24 protein-coding genes are annotated in these 24,068 nt (G+C 36.4%); 17 read left to right on the forward strand and 7 right to left on the reverse strand.

The annotated features are described in order from the left end of the window. The first annotated feature begins 128 nt into the window (after positions 1 to 128). From B5V89_RS15795 to B5V89_RS15810, 4 genes are all read left to right on the forward strand, one after another. Positions 129 to 1,880, forward strand: a complete 1,752-nt coding sequence (locus tag B5V89_RS15795) for an ABC transporter ATP-binding protein (protein ID WP_244913518.1) — start codon at positions 129 to 131, stop codon at positions 1,878 to 1,880. Positions 1,881 to 1,898: 18 nt separating this feature from the next. Continuing rightward, positions 1,899 to 2,573, forward strand: a complete 675-nt coding sequence (locus tag B5V89_RS15800; RefSeq protein ID WP_108072904.1) for a response regulator transcription factor — start codon at positions 1,899 to 1,901, stop codon at positions 2,571 to 2,573. Next, positions 2,570 to 3,637 carry a sensor histidine kinase gene (locus B5V89_RS15805; protein WP_108072906.1) on the forward strand — a complete coding sequence of 356 codons (1,068 nt, stop codon included), beginning with the start codon at positions 2,570 to 2,572 and terminating at the stop codon, positions 3,635 to 3,637. Before B5V89_RS15800 ends, B5V89_RS15805 begins: the two co-directional genes overlap by 4 nt. Before the next feature lie 140 nt (positions 3,638 to 3,777). After that, complete coding sequence (locus B5V89_RS15810) at positions 3,778 to 4,308, forward strand: GNAT family N-acetyltransferase (protein ID WP_108072908.1); 531 nt, start codon at positions 3,778 to 3,780, stop codon at positions 4,306 to 4,308. A gap of 12 nt (positions 4,309 to 4,320) precedes the next feature. Here the strand turns inward: B5V89_RS15810 and B5V89_RS15815 are convergent, their stop codons facing one another. After that, positions 4,321 to 5,199 carry a LysR family transcriptional regulator gene (locus B5V89_RS15815; RefSeq protein ID WP_108072910.1) on the reverse strand — a complete coding sequence of 293 codons (879 nt, stop codon included), beginning with the start codon at positions 5,197 to 5,199 and terminating at the stop codon, positions 4,321 to 4,323. A 111-nt stretch (positions 5,200 to 5,310) separates the two neighbouring features. Here B5V89_RS15815 and B5V89_RS15820 point away from each other — a divergent pair, with 111 nt between their 5' ends. The 10 genes from B5V89_RS15820 to B5V89_RS15865 all read left to right on the forward strand — a co-directional run bounded on the left by B5V89_RS15820 (position 5,311) and on the right by B5V89_RS15865 (position 15,015). Beyond that, on the forward strand, positions 5,311 to 6,408 hold the full coding sequence (locus tag B5V89_RS15820; protein ID WP_108072912.1) for a citrate synthase/methylcitrate synthase: 1,098 nt from the start codon (positions 5,311 to 5,313) through the stop codon (positions 6,406 to 6,408). Between the two features lie 125 nt (positions 6,409 to 6,533). Next, positions 6,534 to 7,367 carry a M15 family metallopeptidase gene (locus B5V89_RS15825; protein ID WP_108072914.1) on the forward strand — a complete coding sequence of 278 codons (834 nt, stop codon included), beginning with the start codon at positions 6,534 to 6,536 and terminating at the stop codon, positions 7,365 to 7,367. A gap of 542 nt (positions 7,368 to 7,909) precedes the next feature. After that, on the forward strand, positions 7,910 to 8,485 hold the full coding sequence (locus tag B5V89_RS15830; protein ID WP_108072915.1) for a DUF2087 domain-containing protein: 576 nt from the start codon (positions 7,910 to 7,912) through the stop codon (positions 8,483 to 8,485). An 84-nt stretch (positions 8,486 to 8,569) separates the two neighbouring features. After that, entirely contained in the window at positions 8,570 to 9,787 is a 1,218-nt protein-coding gene (locus tag B5V89_RS15835; RefSeq protein ID WP_108072917.1) for an MFS transporter, read from the forward strand. A gap of 83 nt (positions 9,788 to 9,870) precedes the next feature. Further along, positions 9,871 to 10,221: an SCP2 sterol-binding domain-containing protein gene (locus B5V89_RS15840; RefSeq protein ID WP_108072920.1), complete on the forward strand. Its 351-nt coding sequence runs from the start codon at positions 9,871 to 9,873 to the stop codon at positions 10,219 to 10,221. Further along, complete coding sequence (locus tag B5V89_RS15845) at positions 10,211 to 11,092, forward strand: GNAT family N-acetyltransferase (RefSeq protein ID WP_108072922.1); 882 nt, start codon at positions 10,211 to 10,213, stop codon at positions 11,090 to 11,092. The genes B5V89_RS15840 and B5V89_RS15845 overlap by 11 nt, the downstream gene beginning before the upstream one ends. A 171-nt stretch (positions 11,093 to 11,263) precedes the next feature. After that, the gene (locus tag B5V89_RS15850) at positions 11,264 to 11,830 is read left to right on the forward strand and encodes a YkoP family protein (RefSeq protein ID WP_244913519.1); all 567 of its coding nucleotides are present in this window, start codon (positions 11,264 to 11,266) and stop codon (positions 11,828 to 11,830) included. 172 nt (positions 11,831 to 12,002) lie between these two features. Then, complete coding sequence (locus B5V89_RS15855; protein WP_066232196.1) at positions 12,003 to 13,253, forward strand: ammonium transporter; 1,251 nt, start codon at positions 12,003 to 12,005, stop codon at positions 13,251 to 13,253. Between the two features lie 72 nt (positions 13,254 to 13,325). Beyond that, positions 13,326 to 14,282 (forward strand): DUF294 nucleotidyltransferase-like domain-containing protein, encoded by a 957-nt coding sequence (locus tag B5V89_RS15860; protein ID WP_066232193.1) that lies wholly within the window; start codon positions 13,326 to 13,328, stop codon positions 14,280 to 14,282. A 22-nt stretch (positions 14,283 to 14,304) separates the two neighbouring features. Further along, positions 14,305 to 15,015: an exonuclease domain-containing protein gene (locus B5V89_RS15865; RefSeq protein ID WP_235993124.1), complete on the forward strand. Its 711-nt coding sequence runs from the start codon at positions 14,305 to 14,307 to the stop codon at positions 15,013 to 15,015. Positions 15,016 to 15,150: 135 nt separating this feature from the next. Here the strand turns inward: B5V89_RS15865 and B5V89_RS15870 are convergent, their stop codons facing one another. The 3 genes from B5V89_RS15870 to B5V89_RS15880 all read right to left on the reverse strand — a co-directional run bounded on the left by B5V89_RS15870 (position 15,151) and on the right by B5V89_RS15880 (position 17,280). After that, positions 15,151 to 15,591, reverse strand: a complete 441-nt coding sequence (locus tag B5V89_RS15870) for a YrvL family regulatory protein (RefSeq protein WP_066232188.1) — start codon at positions 15,589 to 15,591, stop codon at positions 15,151 to 15,153. A 100-nt stretch (positions 15,592 to 15,691) separates the two neighbouring features. Continuing rightward, positions 15,692 to 16,495: a metallophosphoesterase gene (locus B5V89_RS15875; RefSeq protein ID WP_108072945.1), complete on the reverse strand. Its 804-nt coding sequence runs from the start codon at positions 16,493 to 16,495 to the stop codon at positions 15,692 to 15,694. Positions 16,496 to 16,653: 158 nt separating this feature from the next. Next, positions 16,654 to 17,280 carry a histidine phosphatase family protein gene (locus tag B5V89_RS15880; RefSeq protein ID WP_066232185.1) on the reverse strand — a complete coding sequence of 209 codons (627 nt, stop codon included), beginning with the start codon at positions 17,278 to 17,280 and terminating at the stop codon, positions 16,654 to 16,656. 252 nt (positions 17,281 to 17,532) lie between these two features. On the opposite strand from B5V89_RS15880, the gene B5V89_RS15885 reads away from it, so the two are divergent. After that, positions 17,533 to 18,753 carry a C40 family peptidase gene (locus B5V89_RS15885; protein ID WP_066232182.1) on the forward strand — a complete coding sequence of 407 codons (1,221 nt, stop codon included), beginning with the start codon at positions 17,533 to 17,535 and terminating at the stop codon, positions 18,751 to 18,753. A gap of 388 nt (positions 18,754 to 19,141) precedes the next feature. On the opposite strand, the gene murB is transcribed toward B5V89_RS15885, so the two are convergent. The 3 genes from murB to B5V89_RS15905 all read right to left on the reverse strand — a co-directional run bounded on the left by murB (position 19,142) and on the right by B5V89_RS15905 (position 21,361). Further along, entirely contained in the window at positions 19,142 to 20,059 is a 918-nt protein-coding gene (murB, locus tag B5V89_RS15895; RefSeq protein ID WP_108072926.1) for a UDP-N-acetylmuramate dehydrogenase, read from the reverse strand. Between the two features lie 354 nt (positions 20,060 to 20,413). Continuing rightward, complete coding sequence (locus B5V89_RS15900) at positions 20,414 to 20,656, reverse strand: hypothetical protein (protein ID WP_066227570.1); 243 nt, start codon at positions 20,654 to 20,656, stop codon at positions 20,414 to 20,416. A 24-nt stretch (positions 20,657 to 20,680) separates the two neighbouring features. Next, positions 20,681 to 21,361 (reverse strand): DNA alkylation repair protein, encoded by a 681-nt coding sequence (locus B5V89_RS15905; protein WP_107921093.1) that lies wholly within the window; start codon positions 21,359 to 21,361, stop codon positions 20,681 to 20,683. A gap of 176 nt (positions 21,362 to 21,537) precedes the next feature. Between B5V89_RS15905 and B5V89_RS15910 the strand changes: the two genes are divergently transcribed. Continuing rightward, on the forward strand, positions 21,538 to 22,683 hold the full coding sequence (locus B5V89_RS15910; protein WP_107921092.1) for an acyl-CoA dehydrogenase family protein: 1,146 nt from the start codon (positions 21,538 to 21,540) through the stop codon (positions 22,681 to 22,683). 82 nt (positions 22,684 to 22,765) lie between these two features. Next, positions 22,766 to 23,905, forward strand: a complete 1,140-nt coding sequence (locus B5V89_RS15915) for a thiolase family protein (RefSeq protein WP_108072928.1) — start codon at positions 22,766 to 22,768, stop codon at positions 23,903 to 23,905. The last annotated feature ends 163 nt before the right edge of the window (positions 23,906 to 24,068 follow it).

The raw sequence follows: 24,068 nt of genomic DNA on the forward strand, positions 1-24,068 counted from the left end.
GTCTATCTTATTTTCTATGCTTTTCATATTTATGTAAATACTAATCACATAAACATTATTCATATTCAGTTCATAAACTCGTTGTATAGTAATAATAGACCATAAACATGAAAGGATGTAAAACATATATGGAGGGAAAAACCAAACATAAAGGATGGCGTCAGTTTGTTCAATTGGTACGGGAAACAAAGCCTTCAAAACTGCTTCTTTGTATTGCTTTATTTTTAAGTATAAGTACCACTTTAGTAGGCTTACTTGTCCCGCTATTTACAAAAAACTTAATTAATGATTTTTCTCTAAGTTCATTGAGCACAAGCAAAATCATTTTATTAGCATCGGCTATGATCGTGCAGGCGCTGGCAAGCGGTCTTTCAATCTATATGCTAAATCAGATTGGTCAATCCGTCGTAGCGGGGATAAGGGATCGATTATGGAAGAAGCTACTCGTATTACCTATTTCTTATTATGATGATCATCAAACAGGGGAAACGGTAAGTAGGATGACGAATGATACCGCAGTTGTTAAGGGATTAATTACTGACCATCTGGCTAATTTTCTCACGGGAATTATCTCAATAGTTGGTTCGGTTATCGTTTTGCTCCTTTTGGATTGGCGTATGACATTAGTTATGTTTATTGCCATTCCTTTAGCATTTGTTATCCTCTTTCCCTTAGGGAAAAGAATGCACATCGTTTCCAAAGGAATGCAGGATGAAACTGCCAGCTTTACGTCCGTGATACAACAAGTGTTGTCGGAAGTACGATTAGTAAAAGCATCTAATGCAGAAAAAATCGAATACAACAATGGAAAAAAAGGAATTACCCAATTATTTAAATATGGATTAAAAGAGGCAAAGATCCAGGCGTTAATTGGACCACTTATCGGTTTAGTTATTATGTTGCTGCTTGTAGTTATTCTTGGCTATGGTGGGATGCGAGTTTCGTCAGGTGCCTTAACTGCAGGCGATTTAGTGGCATTTATTATGTACTTATTTCAAATCGTTATGCCAATGGGACAATTAACAGCATTTTTTACCCAATTTCAAAAAGCAACGGGTGCCACAGAACGAATTATAACGATTTTAGATTCCGATGAAGAAAGTAATGAAATGAAGGAAGACGTTCCAAATATGAACCAACAAATTATTGTGGATCATTTAACTTTTGCCTATAAGGAAGGGGAATCGGTTCTTCAAGATATTAGTTTTTCAGTTGAGCCAGGAAAAGTTACCGCAATTGTCGGTCCGAGTGGCAGTGGGAAAACTACATTGTTCTCATTATTGGAACAATTTTATCAACCGCAACTGGGATCTGTTAGCCTAGGCGGTGTACCAATTGATCACTTTTCTCTTCAATCTTGGCGAAGTCAAATTGGCTATGTATCTCAGGAAAGTCCAATCATTGCCGGATCGATACGTGATAATATCCGCTACGGTTTAGAAAAAGAGGTAACAGAAGAAGAATTTATTCGTGTAGCTAAAATGGCGTATGCGGATCAATTTATACAAGATTTGCCGCAAGGATTCGATACTGAAGTTGGTGAAAGAGGTGTAAAGCTCTCGGGTGGACAACGTCAAAGGATTGCTATTGCACGTGCCTTTTTAAGGGACCCAAAAATATTAATGCTAGATGAAGCAACGTCAAGCCTTGATAGTAAATCAGAACTGGTGGTCCAACAAGCATTACAAAACCTTATGAAAGGGAGAACAACCCTAGTGATTGCTCATCGTTTATCAACGGTTATTGATGCCGATCACATTCTCTTTTTCGAAAAAGGTAAAATCACCGGAAGTGGGACACATGCGGAACTTATACAATCTCACTCACTATATCGTGAATTTGCAGAGCAACAATTAAGAATGACAGAAACAGTTGGATAGAGAAAGGTATGAGGATGTATGACAAAGGTATTAATTGTTGATGATGACTCCCATATTCGTGAACTCGTCCTCCTTTTTTTAAAAAAGGAGGGATTTGAGCTGTACGAAGCATCGGATGGGATAAAGGCTTTGGACGTAATGGAAAAAGTGAAAATTGATCTTGCTATTATTGATATTATGATGCCGAATATGGATGGATGGCAATTATGTCAAGAGATAAGAGAATCCAGTGACCTGCCGATTCTCATGTTAACAGCTAAGGGAGAGACAGCACAAAAGGTAAAAGGATTTGAACTTGGAGCGGATGATTACCTTGTGAAACCATTTGAACCGATTGAACTCGCGGCAAGAGTGAAAGCATTACTAAAAAGGTACAATATTACCGTTTCTCAAACGGTAGAAATGGGTGAATTTAAGCTAAATCGAAAGACACATGAAATATCTTTTAAGGAAAATGAGTTTACAATCCCGTTAAAGGAATTTGAGCTTTTATTTAAATTGGCCAGCTATCCGGGGAAAACCTTTTCCAGAGAGCAGCTAATTGAGGACATATGGGGATATGATTATGAAGGGGACGAGAGAACAGTTGATGTTCATATTAAGAGGCTAAGAGAACGGTTTTCTGAAATTGAGTTTCCATTTTGCATTAAAACGATTAGAGGATTGGGATATCGACTCGAGGTTAGAACATGAAGATAAAAAAGTTTTTTCGACACATGTTAGGAGTTCTCTTTTTTTTAATTCTTTTATCCGCTAGCTTTTCAGCAGGTTACTTCGTTGAACGGTCTGTATATAAAACGTTCGATTTTCATCTATCCGATTACCTTCGCCATTTGATTGCATTAGCTTTCGGTTTCTTAATTATGGGTGGAGTGGGTTATCTTTTTTCGTTGTTGGCACAATCAAAACATCGAAGAAATTATATTCAAGAAGTAATCGATGCTTTAAGAAAAATTTCTAAAGGTGATTTCACAGTACATTTAAATTTAAAAATAGATAAGGAACATCCATTTGGACAGGTGGTTGATCACATTAATCATATGGCAAAACAGTTAAAGCAAATGGAGGATATGCGTCAGGAATTTATTTCAAATGTATCGCATGAAATTCAATCGCCACTTACATCTATCAGTGGCTTTGCGCGAGCATTGCAGCATGACCAGTTAAGTCAGGAGGAACGTTCCCATTATTTGAATATTATTGAAACGGAAAGCATTCGATTATCAAAATTAAGTGATAATTTATTAAAACTAACTTCTCTTGAGTCAACAAATCATCCGTTTGAGCGAAAAAGCTATTATCTGGATACACAAATAAGAAATATTATTCTAGCTTGTGAAGTGCAATGGATGGAAAAAGAATTGGACATGGACGTATCTCTTGATAAGTTAAGCATTGTCGGTGATGAAGACTTAATGAGTCAGGTCTGGACGAATTTGATTCATAATAGTATTAAATTCACACCGAATCAAGGGAAAATCCGAGTTCAACTGAGACAAGTAGATGATAAAGCCGTCGTAAAAATAATTGATAATGGAATCGGGATTTCAAAAGAAGACCAAATCCATGTGTTTGAACGGTTTTATAAAGCGGATAAAGCGAGAGAGCGTTCAAAAGGTGGCAGCGGGTTAGGGTTATCCATCGTTAAAAAGATTATTGACATGCATGAAGGGACAATTTTTGTAGAAAGTGAAGAAGGAAAGGGAACAGTATTTACAATTTTTATTCCAATAAGGCTAACTCAAAAAACCGTATAATGGTTTTGGAGAGTTAGTCAATTTTTTTATCAATTAAAATCAAGGATGTAAGCGATAACAAAATTAGAGTAATTATTCAGAAAATCTTGTATAATAAAATAATAGATACGAAATCTTTTTATCATTGTGGGGGATCATTTATGAGCCAATTCACCTTAAAAGGAAAAACTGTAGAATTAAAAAAACCGAGTTTTGAAGAATTAGCGTTTGTTCAGTGGTTATGGTCGGATGAGGAAACGATGAAATCAAGCGGGGGGCCAATCACTTTTTCGGAAGAAGAAAAAAAGCGTTGGTATGAAATTATGGTAAATCCGAGTAATGGAAAGCATCTATACTGCCTTGTATATAATGAATTGAACAAGCCAGTAGGTGAGGTTAGCTTCCATCAATACGATAAAATAACAAAAGCAGCCGAATTTAATATCAAAATTGCTTATGCTGAACGAGGAAAAGGCTATGGGTCCGAAGCAGCTAAACTACTTTTAAATTACTATTTTAATAAATGGAATGGGGAAATAATGAGAGATTCTCTTGCCATTGATAATATAGAAGGACAAAACACGGTGCTGCGTTTCGGGTTCGATAAGGTATATACGACTAAAGATGACTTTCTCGTTGCGATGACAAAAGAGAAATTTAACCGCATATATCAAAAGGAAACGGGAAAATAATCTTTCCCGCTTTTAAAATCGAAACTTTGATAAAAAGTTTAAAAATTGCCTTTCCTTTGGATGCTCATATTTTAATATCGCATATGTTTTCGCAATTGGCAGCTTCAAAAAATGACAAGGTGCTTCTAGTAATCTGCCTTCTAATAATTCGCGTCTAACAGTAGAGGACGGAAGAAACGATATACCGAGTCCCTCAATAATGAATCGCCTCGTAACATGAACCTGGGAGACGGCCATTGTTTTTAGCATCGGAAATTGTGGACGCAGCGATTGTAGCAGACCATCCCAGTATTCCGGATGATTATGAGTGATTAAATGATGATTCCTTAGAAGCTCCTCTGCATCAAGCGGTGGAGCAGTTTCGCTATCCCTTCCGTCATGTGGAACTACAAGAATGACTGGATCTTCGTAAAGTGGTCGGCATATGAGATCGGAATTATTGAAATGTAAGCGTGAAAGTCCTAAATCCACTTCCCCCGTCAGAACGGCTTCAGATATATTCATGGAATCGAGAACTTGGACGGAAATCTCAATTTCTGGATGAATGAGCATAAATTGTTTTAATACATACGGCATGATAGATTCTGCTATTAATGGTGACATGGCTAATGTAAGCTTTTGTGAATATCCTTGACGAAAGCGATCTAAGTCGGCCATTCCATTTTCGTACACTTCAAGCATATTCTTGGCAATGGGTAAAAATCTTTTTCCTGCCTCGGTTAAGATCACCTTCCTGCCATCCCTTTCAAATAAAGGACTCCCAATCACTTCTTCAAGTAGTTTAATTTGAACCGTTACCGTTGGCTGCGAGATATAAAGCTCCTCCGCTGCTTTTCGGAAATTTTCATGTTTTGCCGCAGCTGTAAAGGTATGTAGCCATTTAAAATCCATTTTTTTATCCCCTGATTATAAAATTTAATTAATTTAATTATAATTGTTTAATTTTATTAATCAATGAAAGCAACTATACTTAAAGTATCAAATGCGAGAGGATGGTTCGATATGATTCAACACGGATTAAAAGGAGTTATTGCAGCAGAAACGGCAATTAGCTTTATTGATGGAAATAAAGGCTATTTAGTTTATAGGGGAAAAGAAGCGAAGGAAATCGCTTTAAATTATTCATTTGAAGAAGCTGCTTATTTCTTGTGGCACGGGACCTTCCCAACAAAAGAAGAACTAGCTTCTCTTAACCAAAAGCTGAAAAATAATCGAACTCTTCCTCAAAATATCGAAAAGATCATGCAGCTATTGCCAAATGATATGGAATTAATGAGCGTGATCAGAACGGTTGTATCAAGTTTAGGAAATTCACAATATAAATGGAAACCGACAATTGATGAAGCGATCCGTTTAACAGCAATCATCCCAACAATTATCGCTTATTGGAAAAGGAAAATATCTGGATTACAGCCAGTTGCTCCTAACGAGGACTATGGACATGTGGAGAACTATTTATATATGTTAACCGGAAAAAAACCGTTGGATGTACATGTGAAAGCACTCGAAACATATATGATCTTAACAATGGAGCATGGGATGAACGCATCGACCTTTTCTGCGAGGGTAACAGTGTCAACCAAATCGGATATGATTTCCGCAATCACCTCTGCGATCGGAACAATGAAAGGTCCACTGCACGGCGGCGCACCTTCAGATGTGACGATAATGTTGAACGAAATTGGAACGAAAGAAAATGCGGAATCTTGGTTACGAGCCAAACTAGAAAATGGCGAAAGACTAATGGGATTTGGTCATAGAGTTTATAAAACAAAGGATCCCCGCGCACTTGCTTTAAAGGAAAAAGCGTTAGAAATTGGTCAAGATGATCCATGGTTAGCCTTAGCGTTGCATGTAGAAGAAACCGCAATTCAACTTCTTGAAGAATATAAACCCGGCCGAAAACTATATACAAATGTAGAGTTCTTTGCCGCTGCGGTTATGAGGGCGATTAATATGGAAGATGATTTATTTACACCAACTTTCACTGCAAGCAGAGTGGTTGGTTGGAGTGCGCATGTGTTAGAACAAGCGGAAAGAAATGTGATTTTTAGACCGGAATCTCAATATATTGGTTCATTGCCTTTTTTAATGAATTGAGTAGGGATCATGCAGAAAATATGCTTAACTCATTTAAAAAAAAAAAATTAAAAAAGCGAGAGAAAACTTGAAACCTTTAGGGACTGCAATCGTCAATAATAGTAGTAAATCAAAGGAGTACTAAAATGAAAAAAGTGGCTCTTACATCATTGATTGTAACTTTGCTCTTAGCTGGATGTAGCGAGATGGGAAAGTCTCCAGATAATATAAAGAAAAGGGATGACGAAGTTTCCAAAAATAAAAACACTTTAGTTGATGATCGGTCTGAACAAGGTGAACAAGATAAAAATAATCAATCGAATAATAACGATACAGCAAAGAAAAACGACAAAACAGATAATCAAACAAAAAATAGTGAAGGTGTTCCTGTAGTCGTTAACCCAACAGCGATAACAGTTATGGTAAACAAATCAAATGCATTGCCAGACGGTTATCGTCCAAACGATTTAGTGCGACCAAAGGTGAAGTATGTCTTTGGCAATCAGAAATTAGATAAGGCATTGATGCGAGCAGAAGCTGCAGCTTCACTTGAAAAAATGTTTAATCAAGCATCTTCACAAGGAATTCAGTTATATGCTGCTTCTGGTTTTCGTTCTTATGAAACACAGGATTATTTGTTTAAACAGGAAATTAAAAACGTCGGTCGCGAAAAAGCCGAGCTCGCCGTTGCAAAGCCAGGTACGAGCGAACATCAAACAGGATTAACGATGGATATTTCAGCACCAAGTGTCAACTATACATTGACACAAAACTTTGAGTCCAAAAATGAAGGAAAATGGTTAGCTGAACATGCACATGAATTTGGTTTTATTCTTCGTTATCCGAAAGGGAAAGAGGATATCACCAAATATCAATTTGAACCATGGCACTTTCGCTATGTTGGAAAAGAAATAGCAACTGAGATTTACAAAAAAGGCATCACATTAGAAGAATACTTTGATGGAAAACAAGGAATTTAATCCCGATATTCAATGCGCCCCCCGCATTTAATATAAATAAAAAATCCGTATTGCCTAATAAGGTAGTGCGGATTTTTCTTTTTTCCAAAAGAGAGTTGTTTTACTTTGAACACTAAATAATATTTTAAACGCAGAGTGGATTGGAGCAGAAGGAGCTTGACTCCTGCGGGACATAGAGGAAAAGTCGAGACCCCACAGGCGCAGGAGCGCCGAGGAGTTAGAAAAGTAGAGGCGGCTTGCTTATCGACGTACGAACTGAAGGGCAGCGACTGAGATAAAGGAATCACGATGAACCCAAAGGGTGAATCGATGATGACTTATCGTAGGGAGGTGACCGGAAGTTCGCTAGTCGATAGCCGTCGGAACTAGACAGGCTTGACTTCCTCCCCGCGGAAAGCAAGCTCCTGCAGCGGAAAGGAACGGTCAGTATTTATCCCCACGAACAACATACTTTATGAAAACAGCTAGTAAAAAAATATTGCAATTTAAGGGCAATTCAATTAATATCTAATTAGATATACATCGAATCGAGGTTGATTCTTATGCAAATGAATAAAATTGTTGAATTCCATAAAGCGTTGGGAGACTTAACACGAGTGAGAATTATCGCTTTGTTACAGCAAGGTCCACTACACGGTCAAGCAATCGCTGGTAAGTTAGGGCTGAAGCCGCCTACAATTACACACCATATGGCAAAGCTCCGGGAAGTAGGACTCATAAGAGAGAGAAGAGATAAAAATACGATCTACTTTTCACTGAATGAAAAAATACTACAAGGAAGTGCAATGGCGATTTTATCAGTAGGTAAAGGGGGAGCAAACATGGAAATGTCCGTAACAGAAGAAGAAAGAGCAAGTATCATCAATAATTTTTTCACAAAAGATGGGAAACTAAAGAACATCCCGGCACAACGTAAGAAAAAGCTTGTCATTCTTGCGCATATCGTAAAAGAGTTAGAGTTTGGAAAAATATATCCTGAAAAAGAGATAAATGAATTTCTAAAAAAATACCACGAAGACTATGCCACATTAAGAAGAGAATTAATTATGTGTCAGTTCATGTATCGTGAGAACAATCAATATGAAATGAACCCAAAAGATTTATGGTGGCTGAGATAAAAAATATGGAGGTAGTTCCATATTTTTTTGCAAAACTAATTAGATGCATATTTAATTAGATAGATTATAAAGTAGGTTAATGGAATGAATTTTTCACTTTTTAAAGCAGAACCTCAGTATCGAAAGTTGTTTGTTGCTGGGATTGTAAATGGGGTTGGTGACCGATTTAGTCAAGTGGCAATGCTTACAATGCTCCTTCAATTAACAGGATCTGGTTTTGCAGTAGGAGTGACGATGGCACTAAGATTATTGCCATTTTTAGCGTTCGGTCCGTTAGGGGGAAGGCTTGCTGATCGATTTTCAAGAAAAAGAATATTAATTATCACCGATCTTGTTAGGGTTATTTTTGCCTTATCCTTCCTGCTCGTAAATAGTAAGGACGATATTTGGATTATTTACATCGGTTCATTTGTATTAGCAGCAGGGGAGGCCATTTATGCTCCGACTCGTAAGGCGACGATTCCACGGCTTATTAAAAAAGAACATCTTGTTAAAGTAAATGGGTTGGAACAGGTAATGATTGGTATCGTATTAATCGGTGGTGCATTTTCGGGCGGGGTGGTTTCTTATTTATTTGGCCCGAATATAAGTTTCATGTTTAATGGGGCATCTTTTTTAATTGCGGCATGGTTAATTTCGTCAATAGTTTTTCCTGAGGCATTGGGAGGAAAACGGTCTCAAGGAGAATCAGCAAACTTATCCATGCTTAAAAAAGTACTTTTGGCATCCGTTCCACTTCAAATTATTTTGCTAGGGGAATGCTTAATCCCATTAATTAATGGGATTGATAATGTTTTAATAAGCGTTTATGCAGTGAATATCTTTAAGCTTGGCGATATGGGGGTTGGCTTATTTTATGGAGCGCTAGGGATAGGTTTAGTATTCAGTTTTGTGATCGCCAATCGTTTAAAAAGCAAATTACTGTTAATTGGATTTCTTTGCTTAATGTTAGAAGGGGTATCACTTGCCATGTTAAGTCAATCCAGTTATTTCATGCTTGCTTTGTTGTTCTTTTGTTGCACTGCCTTTATGTCGGGAATTGGAAATACATGCTTTGATACAGTCCTTATGCGAGAAGTCCCAGATAAACTTCAAGGAACGATATTTGGAATCATTGCAACGATTTCTAATACATTGTTAGGTATTTCAATGTTTTTGGCGGGAGTGGCATTAGAATTTATTTATCCACGTACTTTAGGACTTATTGGTGGTCTTTCTTTTATTATTATAGCGATCCTTCTTACGTGTGTGTTAACGATAAAAAAGTCCATATCAACCAGTTTGGAGGAAAAATCAAAGTGAATAGCGAACAAGATAATGATACGGCATTACATCTCATAGACAATAAAAGAAAATTATACACGAAATCATAGGGGGAACGAATCATGACGGACTTAATGAATATGACTGTTGAAGAAATATGGATGGATATTGAGAAATTAATGAAGGATAATCCGCAACCTTATAAGGATCTAAATGTGGTATACCAATTTGATTTATCTGGGGAAGATGGCGGTGTATTTCAGTTAGCTTTCTCTAACGAAACAGTACGCGTATTAAGGGAAGATTTTGAAGAGCCTTCGTGTACATTACAAATGAAAGTATCGGATTTTAAGAAATTTTTGCAAGGAAAAATGAACAGTACTGCCGCCTTTATGATGGGGAAAATTAAGGTTCAAGGAAGTGTCGGGCTTGCATTGAAATTAGAAGGACTGCTAGGACAATATGAATTCTAATATTACGATTCAATCGATTGTTGATTTGCCAGAAGCCGCGTCTTTTATAGCAGATTGTAACGGTGATCCATGTCAACATGTTGGTTATTGTGGAAGCAATCCAGAAGAAATTTTATATACACTGCAACACCATTTTTCTGATTTGCCTATACGGCAATCATTGATTGCTGCATATGATAATAAAGAATTAGTAGGTTTGTTAGGTTTAGATATTGATAAAGAGTTCATGGAAGCCGAAATTTGGGGTCCATTTATAAAGGGGAACGATTGGAATTCGATAGCAAATGAGTTATGGATGCACCTAATGGAGGAATTGCCAATCCAAATCAATCGCTTTAATGGCTTTTACAATACCGAGAACCATCACGCCGGAACTTTTATGCAACAGCACAATTTTATCAAAGGAAACATTCATTTATTGTTGAGTGCCAATCAGTCTCAGGAAAAACCGATAAATGATATTCATCTGCTAGACCTACCTCCTGAGGAATACAACCAATTTATTACATTACATGACGAATTATTTCCTCATTCTTATTATGATGGAAAAGGGATTGTAAAAAGGTTAAATAATGTAAGAAAAGTTATTGTAGCTGTAGAAAAAGGATTGATTCAAGGTTATGTGTATTTTGAGGCAAACCCTATTTTCGGTGAAGGGTGCATAGAATTTATCGGAGTCTCACCTAATCATAGGAAAAAAGGAATTGGAAGAACACTAATAAAGGCGGCATTATATCAATTATTTACTAAATTTCGCATAAGTGAAATACAGTTATGTGTAAGTGAAAAAAATTCAAGAGCCATAAATCTTTATACAAGTGCTGGATTTGTTGAAAAATATAAACTTATTTCTTATCGTAGCAATGAATAAAAAGATCCTCACTTACTTTAAGTATAGTGGGGTCATTTTTTTACATTGTTGTCTTGGCGCATTTATTATATTCATACTGTTATTTTCCATAGTGAAAAATGGAGTTAAAATTGAATAAAGTGTTTATCCTAAAAGTGAAAGGGAGAAAACCTGAAAGGGGATAAGATTGTTTTGTTTATAAGATTCTCGATTATTTCGTTATGGATGTTTATTGATCCCTTTTATCATTTGATTAGAAGGTTAAAATATATTGGATTTATTCAAAACAAAAAGGCAATTTTCCGGGTAAAGCTAACAAAATATAAAGGAAAAACATTTTTATTAGCGGATGGAACAGAAATTAAAAAAAATGACTGTTTGTTGAAAATTCATTTACACAATGTCCGTGTGTTAAAAGAAGTGATGTCGATTAGCCATCCCGTCCAGCGTACTAGAATGATTTATAAAATGGTCGAACAATCCATGCCTTTATTAGCAAAATTTATTGAATCCCATCAAAGGAAAGAGGAGATTAAGGGGATTATCGGAATAACGATGTTAAACAAGGGTGTGAAGAAGCTGGGATTTGAGCTTATGTATCCGGAAAACAGATATTATATACATTTTAAACGACTCACGCAAACACCAATTTTTCTGATCTCCCATTCCACATTATCGATGAAGAAAATCAAAAATCAAAGACCAACTTACTTAGTTATGTCGAAGGAAAAACTATTTGAAAAATATTTAGGGGCTTAGGCCCTTTTTTTATGTTTAAATAATGTCATATTTTCTGACATTAAATTTGAAAAAGTCAAAAAAAAATCTTGACTTTGATGAAATTTCCTCTAAAATAATTAACAAATACATATCGTGTAACATTTTATAACATGAAATGTATTTATATATGACAATTATAGGAGGGGAAAGTATGGAAATGGTAATGAATACTGTTTGGGTTATGCTGGGAGCGATTTTGGTTATTCTTATGCAAGGTGGATTTATTTTATTGGAAAGTGGATCTACACGGATGAAAAATGCAGGACATATTGCTGGAAAAACAATCGTAACATTTGGGATTGGATCTCTTGTGTTTTGGGCTGTAGGTTATGCATTTATATTTGGCGAACATGCAAACTTCTTTGTTGGACTTTCTCATTTCTTCTACTCTGGCTACCAAATTGATGGTACAGATTTATCTTCATCGGTCTTCTTTCTCTTTCAATTAGCATTTGCCACAATCGCTTTAACGATCGCTTTTGGCGGGTTTGCTGAACGTGCTAAATTTTCCACATATGTTATTTTTTCAATATTATTTTCGGTTATTGTGTATCCTGTCGTTGCACATTGGATTTGGGGAGGCGGTTGGTTAGCCGAACACGGCAAACAAGATTTCGCGGGTTCAACTGTTGTTCATTTGACGGGTGCGATGGCGGCGTTAGCAGCAACTATATTATTAAAGCCTCGAATAGGTAAATACAATAAAGATGGTTCAGTGAACGCAATATATGGACATAATCAAGTCTTTACAGCATTAGGAGTCCTCATTTTATGGGTAGGTTGGTTTGGCTTTAATGCCGGTAGTACATTGTCAGTTGCTGATGGATTCTTCGGTTTTGTTGCCCTTAATACGAATCTTGCTGCAGGCGCAGGTGCGTTTGCTGCTCTTCTTATCTCATGGTTAGTACTAGGTAAATCAGATATAGGAATGATTTTAAATGGAGCTTTAGCAGGACTTGTTGCAATTACCGCATCGTGTGCATTTGTATCTGCTTGGGCAGCGGTAATCATTGGTTTTATCGCTGGGATTTTGGTCTTCTATAGCATGAGGTTTTTTGACAATAGGAAAATTGATGATCCAATTTATGCTTTATCTGTACATGGAACAGCAGGTGTTTGGGGCACGTTATCAACGGGATTTTTTGCAACAAAAGAACTTGCAACGGTAGGCTCACCAGGTCTGTTTTATGGAGGTGGCTTTCACCAACTTGGAGTACAGTTGACGGGAGTTGTGGTATCAGGTTTGTATGCGTTTATTGTGTCCTTTGTTATTTTATATGTGATGAAGAAGCTCATGAACGGCCTTCGAGTAACAGAAGAGGAAGAAATTATTGGTCTTGATTTAAGTGAACATGGTACTTATGGGTATCCGGAGCTAATTGCAAAAGAAAAAATTAGTTGAAGCAAATGGGGAAGGTTTGAATGATCAAAAAATAGTCGTTGTACCGTTGGAGGGAGGGTATAGAAATTCCTCATGAATGAGCATCAATCATTAGTAAGCTTGAAAAATAATTATTTATTCAAGTATTTTTCTGATAATAGATCCCTAAATCTGTTCCATGATCAAGTGATGAAAAAAGCATTTCAACTATCTATTAATCAAATAGGTCCTCCTCCATGCTCGTTTTCTTGGTTTGTCATGGGGAGTGCCGGAAGGTCAGAACAGGGAATCTTTAGTGATCAAGACCATGGGCTCGTTTTCGAGGATGATGATGAGAAAAATATGCTTTATTTTCGTCACCTAGGGAAGGAGCTGACAGATGAATTATATCGATTAGGCTATTCTTATTGTGAGGGAAAAGTGATGAGCTCAAATATTCTTTGGTGTAGGTCACATAAGGAGTGGGAAGAGCAAATCAACGGATGGATAGAGCAGGGAAGTTGGGAATCGATTCGAAATGCTACGATATTCTTTGATTCAAGGAATCTTGTGGGGAATGATGAATTTATTGAAGATTTAAAGAGGCAATTTCTTAACAAAATAGTTAGCAATCCAAATGTTTTAGAACGCTTTTTTGAAAATATACGACATGTAAGAAATTCGGTAGGTCTATTTGGACAAATTTTTGTTGAAACAAAAGGGATCCATCAAGGAGAAATCGATTTAAAATCTATGGCATACCTTCCTTATGTGAATGCCATTCGCTATTTAGCGATAAAAGAAGGGGTGTATGAAACATCTACCATATTACGAATGAATGCTTTGTCTAAAATGATGAGGTATGAGAAGGATATCCCTATTTACCAACGCTATTTTAAAAAATTATTAGCCTATCGATTATCACTTATTAATGAACGAACTTCTTGTCAAAGTATGAATTATATAAATGTAAAAAATATCGAGCGTGAGAAAAGAAAAGAGATAAAAGAAATTCTTCATCACGGTAAAAGACTGCATCGGTTCATTGAAACGATAGCGAAAGGCCTATAGGTGAATTATGGGTTTTGATTCAATGATTCGTTATATAAAGGAAAAAGGGTTAAATATCATTGAAGTGATGCAGGGCAGACAAAATGCTCAGCAGTTAGCATATGTTCGCCAGCTCCAAAGGGAAATAAATAATGACGAAAAGTTGTTTCTACCGTTACAACAATTACAATTTACTGTTTTTGATATAGAGACTACTGGTTTTTATCCAGAGCAAGGGGATCAAATAATTTCATTAGGCGCACTCAAAGTGAGAGAAGGAAAAATCTTTGAGGATACGCAGTTTTACTCATTGATTTATACGAATCAAGATATCCCTCCTGAAATCGAACAATTAACAGGTATTAGGAAAAGTGATTTGACCACTGCACCTTCCTTATCGGAGGTGATCTATCAGTTTTATCAATTTGTAAAAGATGATCCTCTCATTGCTCATCATTCATATCATGAGAAAAACTTTCTCCAGCATGTGAATTGGAAGCTTTATCGTTCGTCGTTTAATCATAGATTGATTGATACGTCTTTTCTGCTTCAGATAGCTGAGCCGACAATTCGTATTGTGAAATTGGAAGAGTGGTGCAACTATGCAGGAATTCCGGTGGAAAACCGTCATCATGCATTAGGGGATGCAATACTTACTGCTCAATTATGGTGTAAATACATTGAAAAGGTTCAAAAACTAGGAGTTATATCATTAATGGATCTATATGAAGAAGTTGCGAAAAGAAAAAAATGAATCTGGCAAATTTCGCATAGAAAAAACGAATGAAATACTTATATGTCAATGGTTTAAAGATTTTTAATCAAACGTTTGATTAAAAAGATAAGTGTTGGCTATTGGTGAGGAATAAGATTTATTGTTGAAAAAATCTTATTCCTTTTTCTTGTCAAAGTTATACTCAGCACAAGCAAGAAACAAAGCTAGTATAAGCTCGACCCAGGTAGGAATAGTAATACTACTCATCGATTCATCAACATAATGGAGGACAATCCAACTAATTAATATATCGAAAAACATTAAAACAATGAAATTCACTATATTACTGTTTACATAACTGATAATAAAACGAATAATTAACTTTGCAAAAACCTCGGCTATTAGGCAAATGAAAAAGAATTTTAAGATAAAGGAAATAAGTGCTTGATTTGAATCATATTGGACATTAAGTAAGCGGAAAAATCCTATTATCCCAAAAAAGTAAAGAGCTATGACAACTACTAATGCAAAAATAATTAAAAATCCGATAGATAGTATAGTAACCAGTTTTGAGGGGAAATTTAAATCTGAAAATTTTTCGTCATTATTCTTCATGAGTTCCTCCGAAGATTATTCTTATATCAATAATATCAGAATTTTTACAATAAAATGCAAAAAACACCTAAATGATTAGGTGTTCTTAAGATAGTGGAAGCTACATGGCACTGGCAGCCTTCTCGATAATTGGAAGCGTTAAATGATGGATTGTGATTTCAGGACGGCTTCCAATACGAATATTAAGACCTGTTTGTCCTAATCCTTCGCTAATATAAAATGGCTTTCCATCGTGGGTTTGCAAGCCTTTAATCATATTCATTCGTACGAGTTTTCCCATTTTCAGAAGATGGTATGGCTTTGGCCAATATATTTGTCCTCCGTGAAAATGGCCAGATAATAAATAATCAAAGTGAAAATTCTTCATTTTAAGCACAATATTTGGATCATGTGTTAAAACGAGATTATATCCGTGCATGAGTCCGTGATAGGATTTATCAATTTCACTCCGCTTAGTACTAAAATCGTCAATCCCGATAATGTTTAAACGATTCCCGTTTATCGTTAGAACGTCATTCTCATTTTGCATCGTTTTACACCCTTGATCTTCAAGCACTTTTTTTAATGTAAGAAAATTTGAATCCCGCAATACATAATCATGATTTCCAAATACGGCATATGTTCCGTATTTAGGATTAAGTTGGTTGAACACGTTTAAATAAGGAATCAGTTTTGGAATACTGCGCTTTCTATCTAAAAAATCACCAGTTAAAGCAATTAAATCCAATGATTGATCATTTAAACGTGCATAAAGCTTTTCTGGCGAAATGGAGAGATTTTCTAAATGTAGATCAGAGATTTGAAGTACTTTAATCGTTTGCCCATCTATCGTAGGGTGATTGACCCCTATATGATTTATCACGACATTTTGCGTGTTTTTATTTCCTTTATTAAAAATAATCATTAGAAAAGTAATGGCAATTATTGCGATTATCCAAATGTACAAACTATCCCCTCCTCACCTTTGATTATAATTGCTTAAAAGCAAGATTGTTAGCTGTAATTAATGGGAAAACGATTTCTAACTTGTTTTGCATAAGAAAAAAAGTCCTGATTCTAAAGTCAGGACTTCTTTATATGTGTATTCAAATTAATCGCTAAAAAGCGGCCTTCATCATCTTTTGTTCGTTTAAAAATCGTTACTCCAACGTTGTCCTGAGCAATCATTCGATAATTTCGGAAAGGGATCTCAAGTGTGCCCGCAACAAAAAATCTAATGACCCAGCTGTGGGCTGTCACTAGAATCGTTCCTTCAGGATGCTGATTAACAACATCGTTTACAAATTCATTCACCCTCTGAAAAATTTCGAAAGCATTTTCACCTGTTTTCCCTGCTTTGGTAGAACCGGGATCCTTTAGCCATTGATCCCAATACTTTGGATCTTCAGCGATAAATACTTCTAGCCTTTTGCCTTCCCATTCACCAAAATTTGCTTCAATGAGTCTTTCATCATTTTGTATAGGAACGAATTCCTCGTGGTTTAATAAAATGTATTCTCCCGTTTCACGTGCCCTGCATAATGGCGAGGAGTAAGCACCTGTAAATTGTACATCTTGCAATAATGTAGCTGCCATCTGAGCTTGTTGTTTTCCAATATTTGAAAGCTTAATGTCAGTTCGTCCGCAATAACGATTTCCACTAGCATTCCATTCTGATTCTCCATGACGTACGAAATATATGATAGTCATTAGACCACCTCTTTTTAATAATATAGTTATTTAAGTATAACAAATCGGAATCTTTTTCAATAACTTAACAAAGAGTAACGCAATTGAAATATAAATGTAATATGATTGTGGCTCCTTTTGTCGAATAATGATGTTATAATAGCACCTGTGACAATAGACACGTATTTTTCTATTTATACATAATTAATAGAATAAATTTAAATTTTAATAGATTATGTTCGTATATTTATAAAGATCACGGGGGAAAAGAAAATGAGAAAGAGATTACTTACACTTGGTTTAGCGTCTGTAATTGGGACGAGCGCATTATTCTCTACCCAAAACGTTTTTGCATCCGAAAATGTAAATCAACAAATTCGTGCGAAAAAGCAAGAAATTTCCGATTTAAAACAAAATGAAATCAATATGCTTGCGGATATGAAACAAATCGATGCAAAAGTTGCACAGACTAATGCGGAAATGAACAAGACAAAGGCAGAAGTAGCAGATACAAAAAAAGAATCTGAACAATTAAAAGTAAAAATTGCAGATACAAAGAAAAGAATTGATGAACGTAATAAATTATTACAAAAACGTGCCCGTGCGATTCAAGAGAGCGGGAGTGTCGTAAGTTATTTAGATGTTTTACTAGAATCCGAAAGTTTCGGTGATTTCGTTGACCGCGCTATGGCGGTTTCTACCATCGTAAATGCTGATCAGAAGATTTTAGATGAACAGAAAAAAGATAAAGAATCACTTGAACAGTCCAAGAAAGAGCTTGCAAGTAAGCTAGAGAAAGTTCAGAAGGATTTAGATGATCTTAAAGATCTGAAAGAGGAATTACAATATCAAATTGATGATAAAAATAGTATTCTTGCAAAAATAAAAGAAGAACAAAAAAATGCATCAAGTGAATTAGGCAATCTTGAAGACCAGGCAGCTGCTGAAAAGGCTGCAGCAGAAAAGGCGGCACAGGAAAAAGCAGCAGCCGCTTCTACTTCTGAAACTACTTCAGGAACAAAAAGCAGCAGTTCATCAACTAATCATACGTCCACTTACACGGCGCCATCATCAACTGTAAAATTAGGCTCCGGAGGCATTGAAGCTGCGATAAGTGCAGGGTCATCTATTGTTGGTCGTTCTCCTTACAATTGGGGCGGCGGTCGTAGCAGCAGCGATATAGCAAGACGTTCATTTGATTGCTCTTCATTCGTTCGCTGGGCATATGCTGAAGGTGGAGTTAATCTAGGACCAGTTTCTGGAACAAATACGGATACACTAGTTGGACAAGGAAGGGCAGTAAGTTCTTCAGAAATGAAAAGAGGAGACTTAATCTTCTTTGATACGTATAAAACAAATGGTCATGTAGGAATTTATCTAGGAAATGGTCAATTCTTAAATGACAACAGTTCACACGGCGTATCAATTGATTCATTGAGCAACTCATACTGGAAAAAAGCATTCAAAGGTGTTGTACGACGCGTAGTTGAATAAAATAATAAGCAACCCCTAGCGAATACAGTATTCGCTAGGGGTTTTTTATACACTGACGTAGTGTTAAGTGAATCAAATTATCGTAGGAGAACTCGGATTCGGGAAGGAAAGACCAGGAATACATCGCTTACGTGCACGAATCCGCGAGATTCGGGAAGGAAAGACCGTGAACACATTGCTTACGTGCACGAATCCACAAGATTCGAGAAGGAAAAGTCAAGAACTCATTGCATTAGTGCACGAAAGGACAATGACATAACCTTTTTACGCATCACTCAAAAATGGAAGAACTACTTTATTCGCCCACCTTAATACTCTCATCGGATATATGATAATATTTAACTGCAAAAAACACACGANNTCGTGTGTTTTTTGCAGTTAATAACAATTATAAATCCTCACCAATAATCTTAACTTCTCGTTCCAATTCTACATTGAATTTTTCCTTCACAGTCTTTTGAACATATTTGATTAATGAAATATATTCTTCTGCAGTTGCATTGTCTTTGTTGACAATAAAACCGGCATGTTTTGTTGATACTTGCGCACCGCCAATTTGTTTTCCTTGAAGCCCGCTATCTTGAATGAGTTTCCCGGCAAAGTAACCCGGGGGTCTTTTAAAGACACTGCCACATGAAGGATACTCAAGTGGTTGTTTTGATTCCCTTTTAAATGTGAGATCATCCATAACCGCTTTAATTTCTTCATACTTTCCAGGTCTTAGCTTGAAAATAGCTTCAAGAACAATATCCCCTTTTTCAGGGATATTACTTGTACGATAGCTAAGTTCAAGATCCTCTGCCGTTCTTTTTACGACTTCTCCGTTACGATCGATAACAATCGCATGATCCAATACGTCTTTGATTTCACCGCCATAGGCACCGGCATTCATAAATAAAGCCCCGCCTACAGTACCAGGGATTCCACAAGCAAATTCTAAACCAGTTAATTTTTCCTTTAATGCATACTGAGATGCATCGATGATGGCGGCACCGCTTTGCGCTGTTAAGAAATTCTCCTCAACAGAAATACGATTGAAATTTTCAAGAAGAATAACAATGCCGCGAATTCCGCCATCCTTAACAATCAAGTTGGAACCATTTCCTAGTAAGGTGAAAGGGACATTCTCCCGCTTTGCAAATTTAACGACGGTCTGCACTTCTTCATAAGTGGAAGGGGTAAGAAAAATATCCGCTTTCCCGCCAAGTTTTGTATACGTATGGTTTTTTAATAACTCATTCGTTTTAATATTGTTTTTATCTATAATAGTCGATAATTTATTGTAAATTTGAGTATAATCAGTCATTCATATCATTCCTTTTGCAGAGATAATGATCTTTGATGAAAAAGTGGCCTTCATTTTAGCATATGCCTATATTTGTTTTAAAGTAATATACAATGAGAAAAATTTTTTGACAATATCCTTATCATAGTAATAAAAAGGGGAATAATCAACTGAAAAACGCAGGTTATAAGTAATTGTAATATTATTGTTGTTTTCGTAAATTGGAGAGCATCCTGATAGAGAAAATTTGACAATAATCTCATATAGAAGAATGCTATAAACTTTATATATCAATAGGCACAGCATTTTTAATCAAACGTTTGATTAAATGAAGGAAGTGGTGAATATTGTCATATTAAAGGAGATTTTCTTCTTTCATCTTCGTTTCTTTCCTACCAAATAGCCGAGATAAAATATAATAATATAGCTTATTAATCCCACAAATAGAATGGGATTTTTCTTGATCATTTTAGCAAGCTGATCTACAGTGAAGAGAATTTTCTTTGTTAATAAACCTTCAGTATGCAGCTGATAAAGATAGACAAGGAAAAGAGCAATAAAAATTAAAAAAATTACCCAAAAGATTCGAAGAAAAGAAACTCCCTTTTTTGCTTTCATCTAATCCACCTCATTTAAGATCATTTACCGGATTATCTTTTTAGATTTCATCCATTTTAACGATTCTTTTTTACTAAGATTTGCGAGATTGGTTGAATCTACGAAGTCTATAACTTTTTGTGAATCTGTTTTTGAATACTCCCGTAATGCCCATCCAATTGCCTTCTGGATAAAAAATTCTTTGGAATCTTTTAAACGTAGGATACTATCGAACAAAATGGAAACGTCTGTGTCTTTCTTATATTTTAATTGATATAATAAGATACTTCTTTGAAGCCAAAGATTATTGGAGGATAACCATTTCTCGATGATTTCAGGTTTATGTTGAGGATATGCTTTTAAATAATATCCGAGTGCATTGGGAGCAATTGAATCAACAGAATCCCACCAAGATTTATTTGTAATGCAGTATTCGATTAATTCTATATCCTCCTCCTTTAACCACTTTTGATAACGATTTAAAAAAAGAATCGCAATCATTTGATACTCTCTTTCATCTTTTTTCCACAAATGAGTAACAAGTTCCTTTAATTCATGTGGATGAATTGTGTAAACGGTAATCAACTTTTTGAAAATTTCCTTTACAACCGGTGCTCTTGCTCCGAAAAATTTGAAGTTATTTTTCATATAACTTTCCATTTTAATGGCCTCATCTTTATTAGCGCTTTCTTGTAATAGTTCATCTATTAATTTAACGGGAAACAAAATGATCACTCCTAGACATAATTAGTTTGCTACTATCATACAACTTTTACTAGAATGACTAAAATTAAAACTAGTAAAAATTTTTCTGATTTTAAGTCAAAATATTCTAACAGTTATACGTCCAATCGGTTACAATAGAAGATAGTACGATTGGCATAGAAAAGGGGAATTTTCAAATGAACCATCTATATTTGAAAGATGAACATGAAATATTCCGTAGTTCTTTAAGGCGATTTCTTCAGAAAGAGTGTGTACCTTACTATGATGAGTGGGAAGAAAATCGGATTGTTCCTCGCTCCTTTTGGCAAAAAATGGGGGAGCAAGGGTTTCTTTGTCCGGATGTCGATGAGTCATATGGTGGATATGGAGGAGATTGGGGCTTTTCGGTTATTATTAACGAGGAGTTAGAAAGAGTGGGCTCAAGCCTGGTTGGTATCGGTTTACATAATGATATTGTGATTCCTTATTTGACCTCCTATGGTACGGAGGAACAGAAGAGAAAATGGCTTCCTTCATGTGTGGCAGGGGAAACAATTACAGCCATTGCGATGACAGAGCCTGGTTGTGGATCAGATTTGGCTAATATGCAAACGACTGCCATTTTAGATGGAGACCATTATCTATTAAATGGACAAAAAACATTTATTACAAACGGGGTTCATGCAGATCTAGTAATCGTTGCTTGCAAAACAAATCCACAGGCAGTCCCTCCCCATAAAGGGATGAGTCTTCTTGCTGTAGAAAGAAATACACCAGGATTTTCAAGGGGCAGAAAGTTAAATAAAGTTGGCTTGCATGCGCAAGATACCGCTGAGTTGATATTTGAGGATTGTCGTGTACCGAAAGAGAATTTACTTGGAGAAGAAGGCAAGGGATTTACGTATCTTATGGAAAAACTTCAGCAGGAACGCTTAATTGTTGCAATTGCTGCACAGGTGTCAGCTGAGAGAATGCTAGAAATAACAATGGATTATGTGAAATCACGGAAAGCGTTTGGAAAAGCAATAAGTAGATTTCAAAATACCCAATTTAAACTGGTTGAAATGGCAACAGATATTGAAATGGGCAGGGCTTTTTTAGACCAACTAATTGCTGATCACATGGGAGGAAAAGATATTGTCACGAAAGTGTCAATGGCAAAATGGAAGTTGACCGAAATGGCAAGAAATGTTGCTACTCAATGTATGCAGCTCCACGGGGGATATGGCTATATGGAGGAATATGAGATTGCAAGGCGATATCGGGATATTCCAGTAGCAAGCATCTATGCAGGTACCAATGAAATTATGAAAACAATTATTGCAAAGAATCTTGGATTATAGCTATCTTTCAAAATAAATAAGGTGATTTCATAACATTTTCATATAAAAAAATAGTCTTGATTTAAGAGAAAGGAAGTTATTCATGCGAGAAGTCGTGATTGTTGAAGGGGTTCGTACACCAATTGGAAGGAAAAAGGGAGATTTAAAGGATATTCGTCCAGATGACTTAGCGGCTGAAACATTGAAATCACTTATTAAACGAACGAAACTGGATCCATCCATGATTGACGATGTCATTCTTGGTTGTGTAACTCAATCTGGTGAACAAGCAGGTGATATTGCAAGGGTTGCAGCCTTAATTGCCGGTTACCCAATAGAGGTTCCAGGTACGACTATTGATCGTCAATGCGGTTCAAGTCAGCAGGCAGTTCACTTTGCAGCACAAGCAATTCTTTCAGGTGACATGGATATCGTGGTCGCCGGTGGAGTTGAAAGCATGTCAAGGGTTCCGATTGCCTCTAACTATCAAGGATCACCATTTAGCGATAAGCTAACAAACAAATATGAAATGATCCACCAAGGACTATCTGCAGAACGTATTGCAGAAAAATATGGTTTTACAAGAGAAGAGTTGGATGAATTCTCCTATGAAAGTCACCAGAAGGCATTAAAGGCCCAGGCCGAAGGATATTTTCAAAGAGAAATCATACCGATAGAAAATGGCACGGATTCAGTCGTTATCCATGACTCAGGACCAAGAAAGGAAACTTCTGTTGAGGCATTAATGAATTTAAAGCCTGCATTCAAAGAAGACGGTATCATTCATGCTGGAAATGCAAGCCAAATTAGTGATGGAGCTGCGGCGTTACTTTTAATGTCACGTTCAAAGGCAGAAGAGCTTGGATTAAAGCCACGATTTAAAGTTCATACACGGGTCGTTGTCGGTTCCGATCCGACACTTATGTTAACAGGTCCTATTCCTGCAACAGAAAAGGTTTTAAAAAAGGCGGGACTCTCGATCGATGATATCGACGTGTTCGAAGTAAATGAAGCATTCGCCTCTGTTCCGTTAGCCTGGTTAAAAGAAACAGGAGCAAATCCGAAAAAGTTAAATCCAAATGGAGGAGCCATCGCGCTAGGACATCCACTTGGTGCAAGCGGAGCAAGATTAATGGTAACAATGATGCATGAGCTTGAACGAACAGGAGGCCGCTACGGCTTGCAAACAATGTGTGAAGGATTCGGAATGGCCAACGCAACAATCATCGAAAGATTGGAGTAAGCTGAATATTTATTAATAAAGAAATGCTGAATCACCTTGTTGAAATTGCAACTATGTTGATTGGAGCGGAAGGCACGAGACTCCTGCGGGATAAACGGTATACGGGAGACCCCGCAGACGCGAAGCGACGAGGAGGCTCCCGAACCGCCCGCGGAAAGCGAGT

This window comes from Heyndrickxia sporothermodurans, from assembly GCF_003055045.1.
GTDB classification, from domain to species: Bacteria; Bacillota; Bacilli; order Bacillales; family Bacillaceae_C; genus Heyndrickxia; species Heyndrickxia sporothermodurans.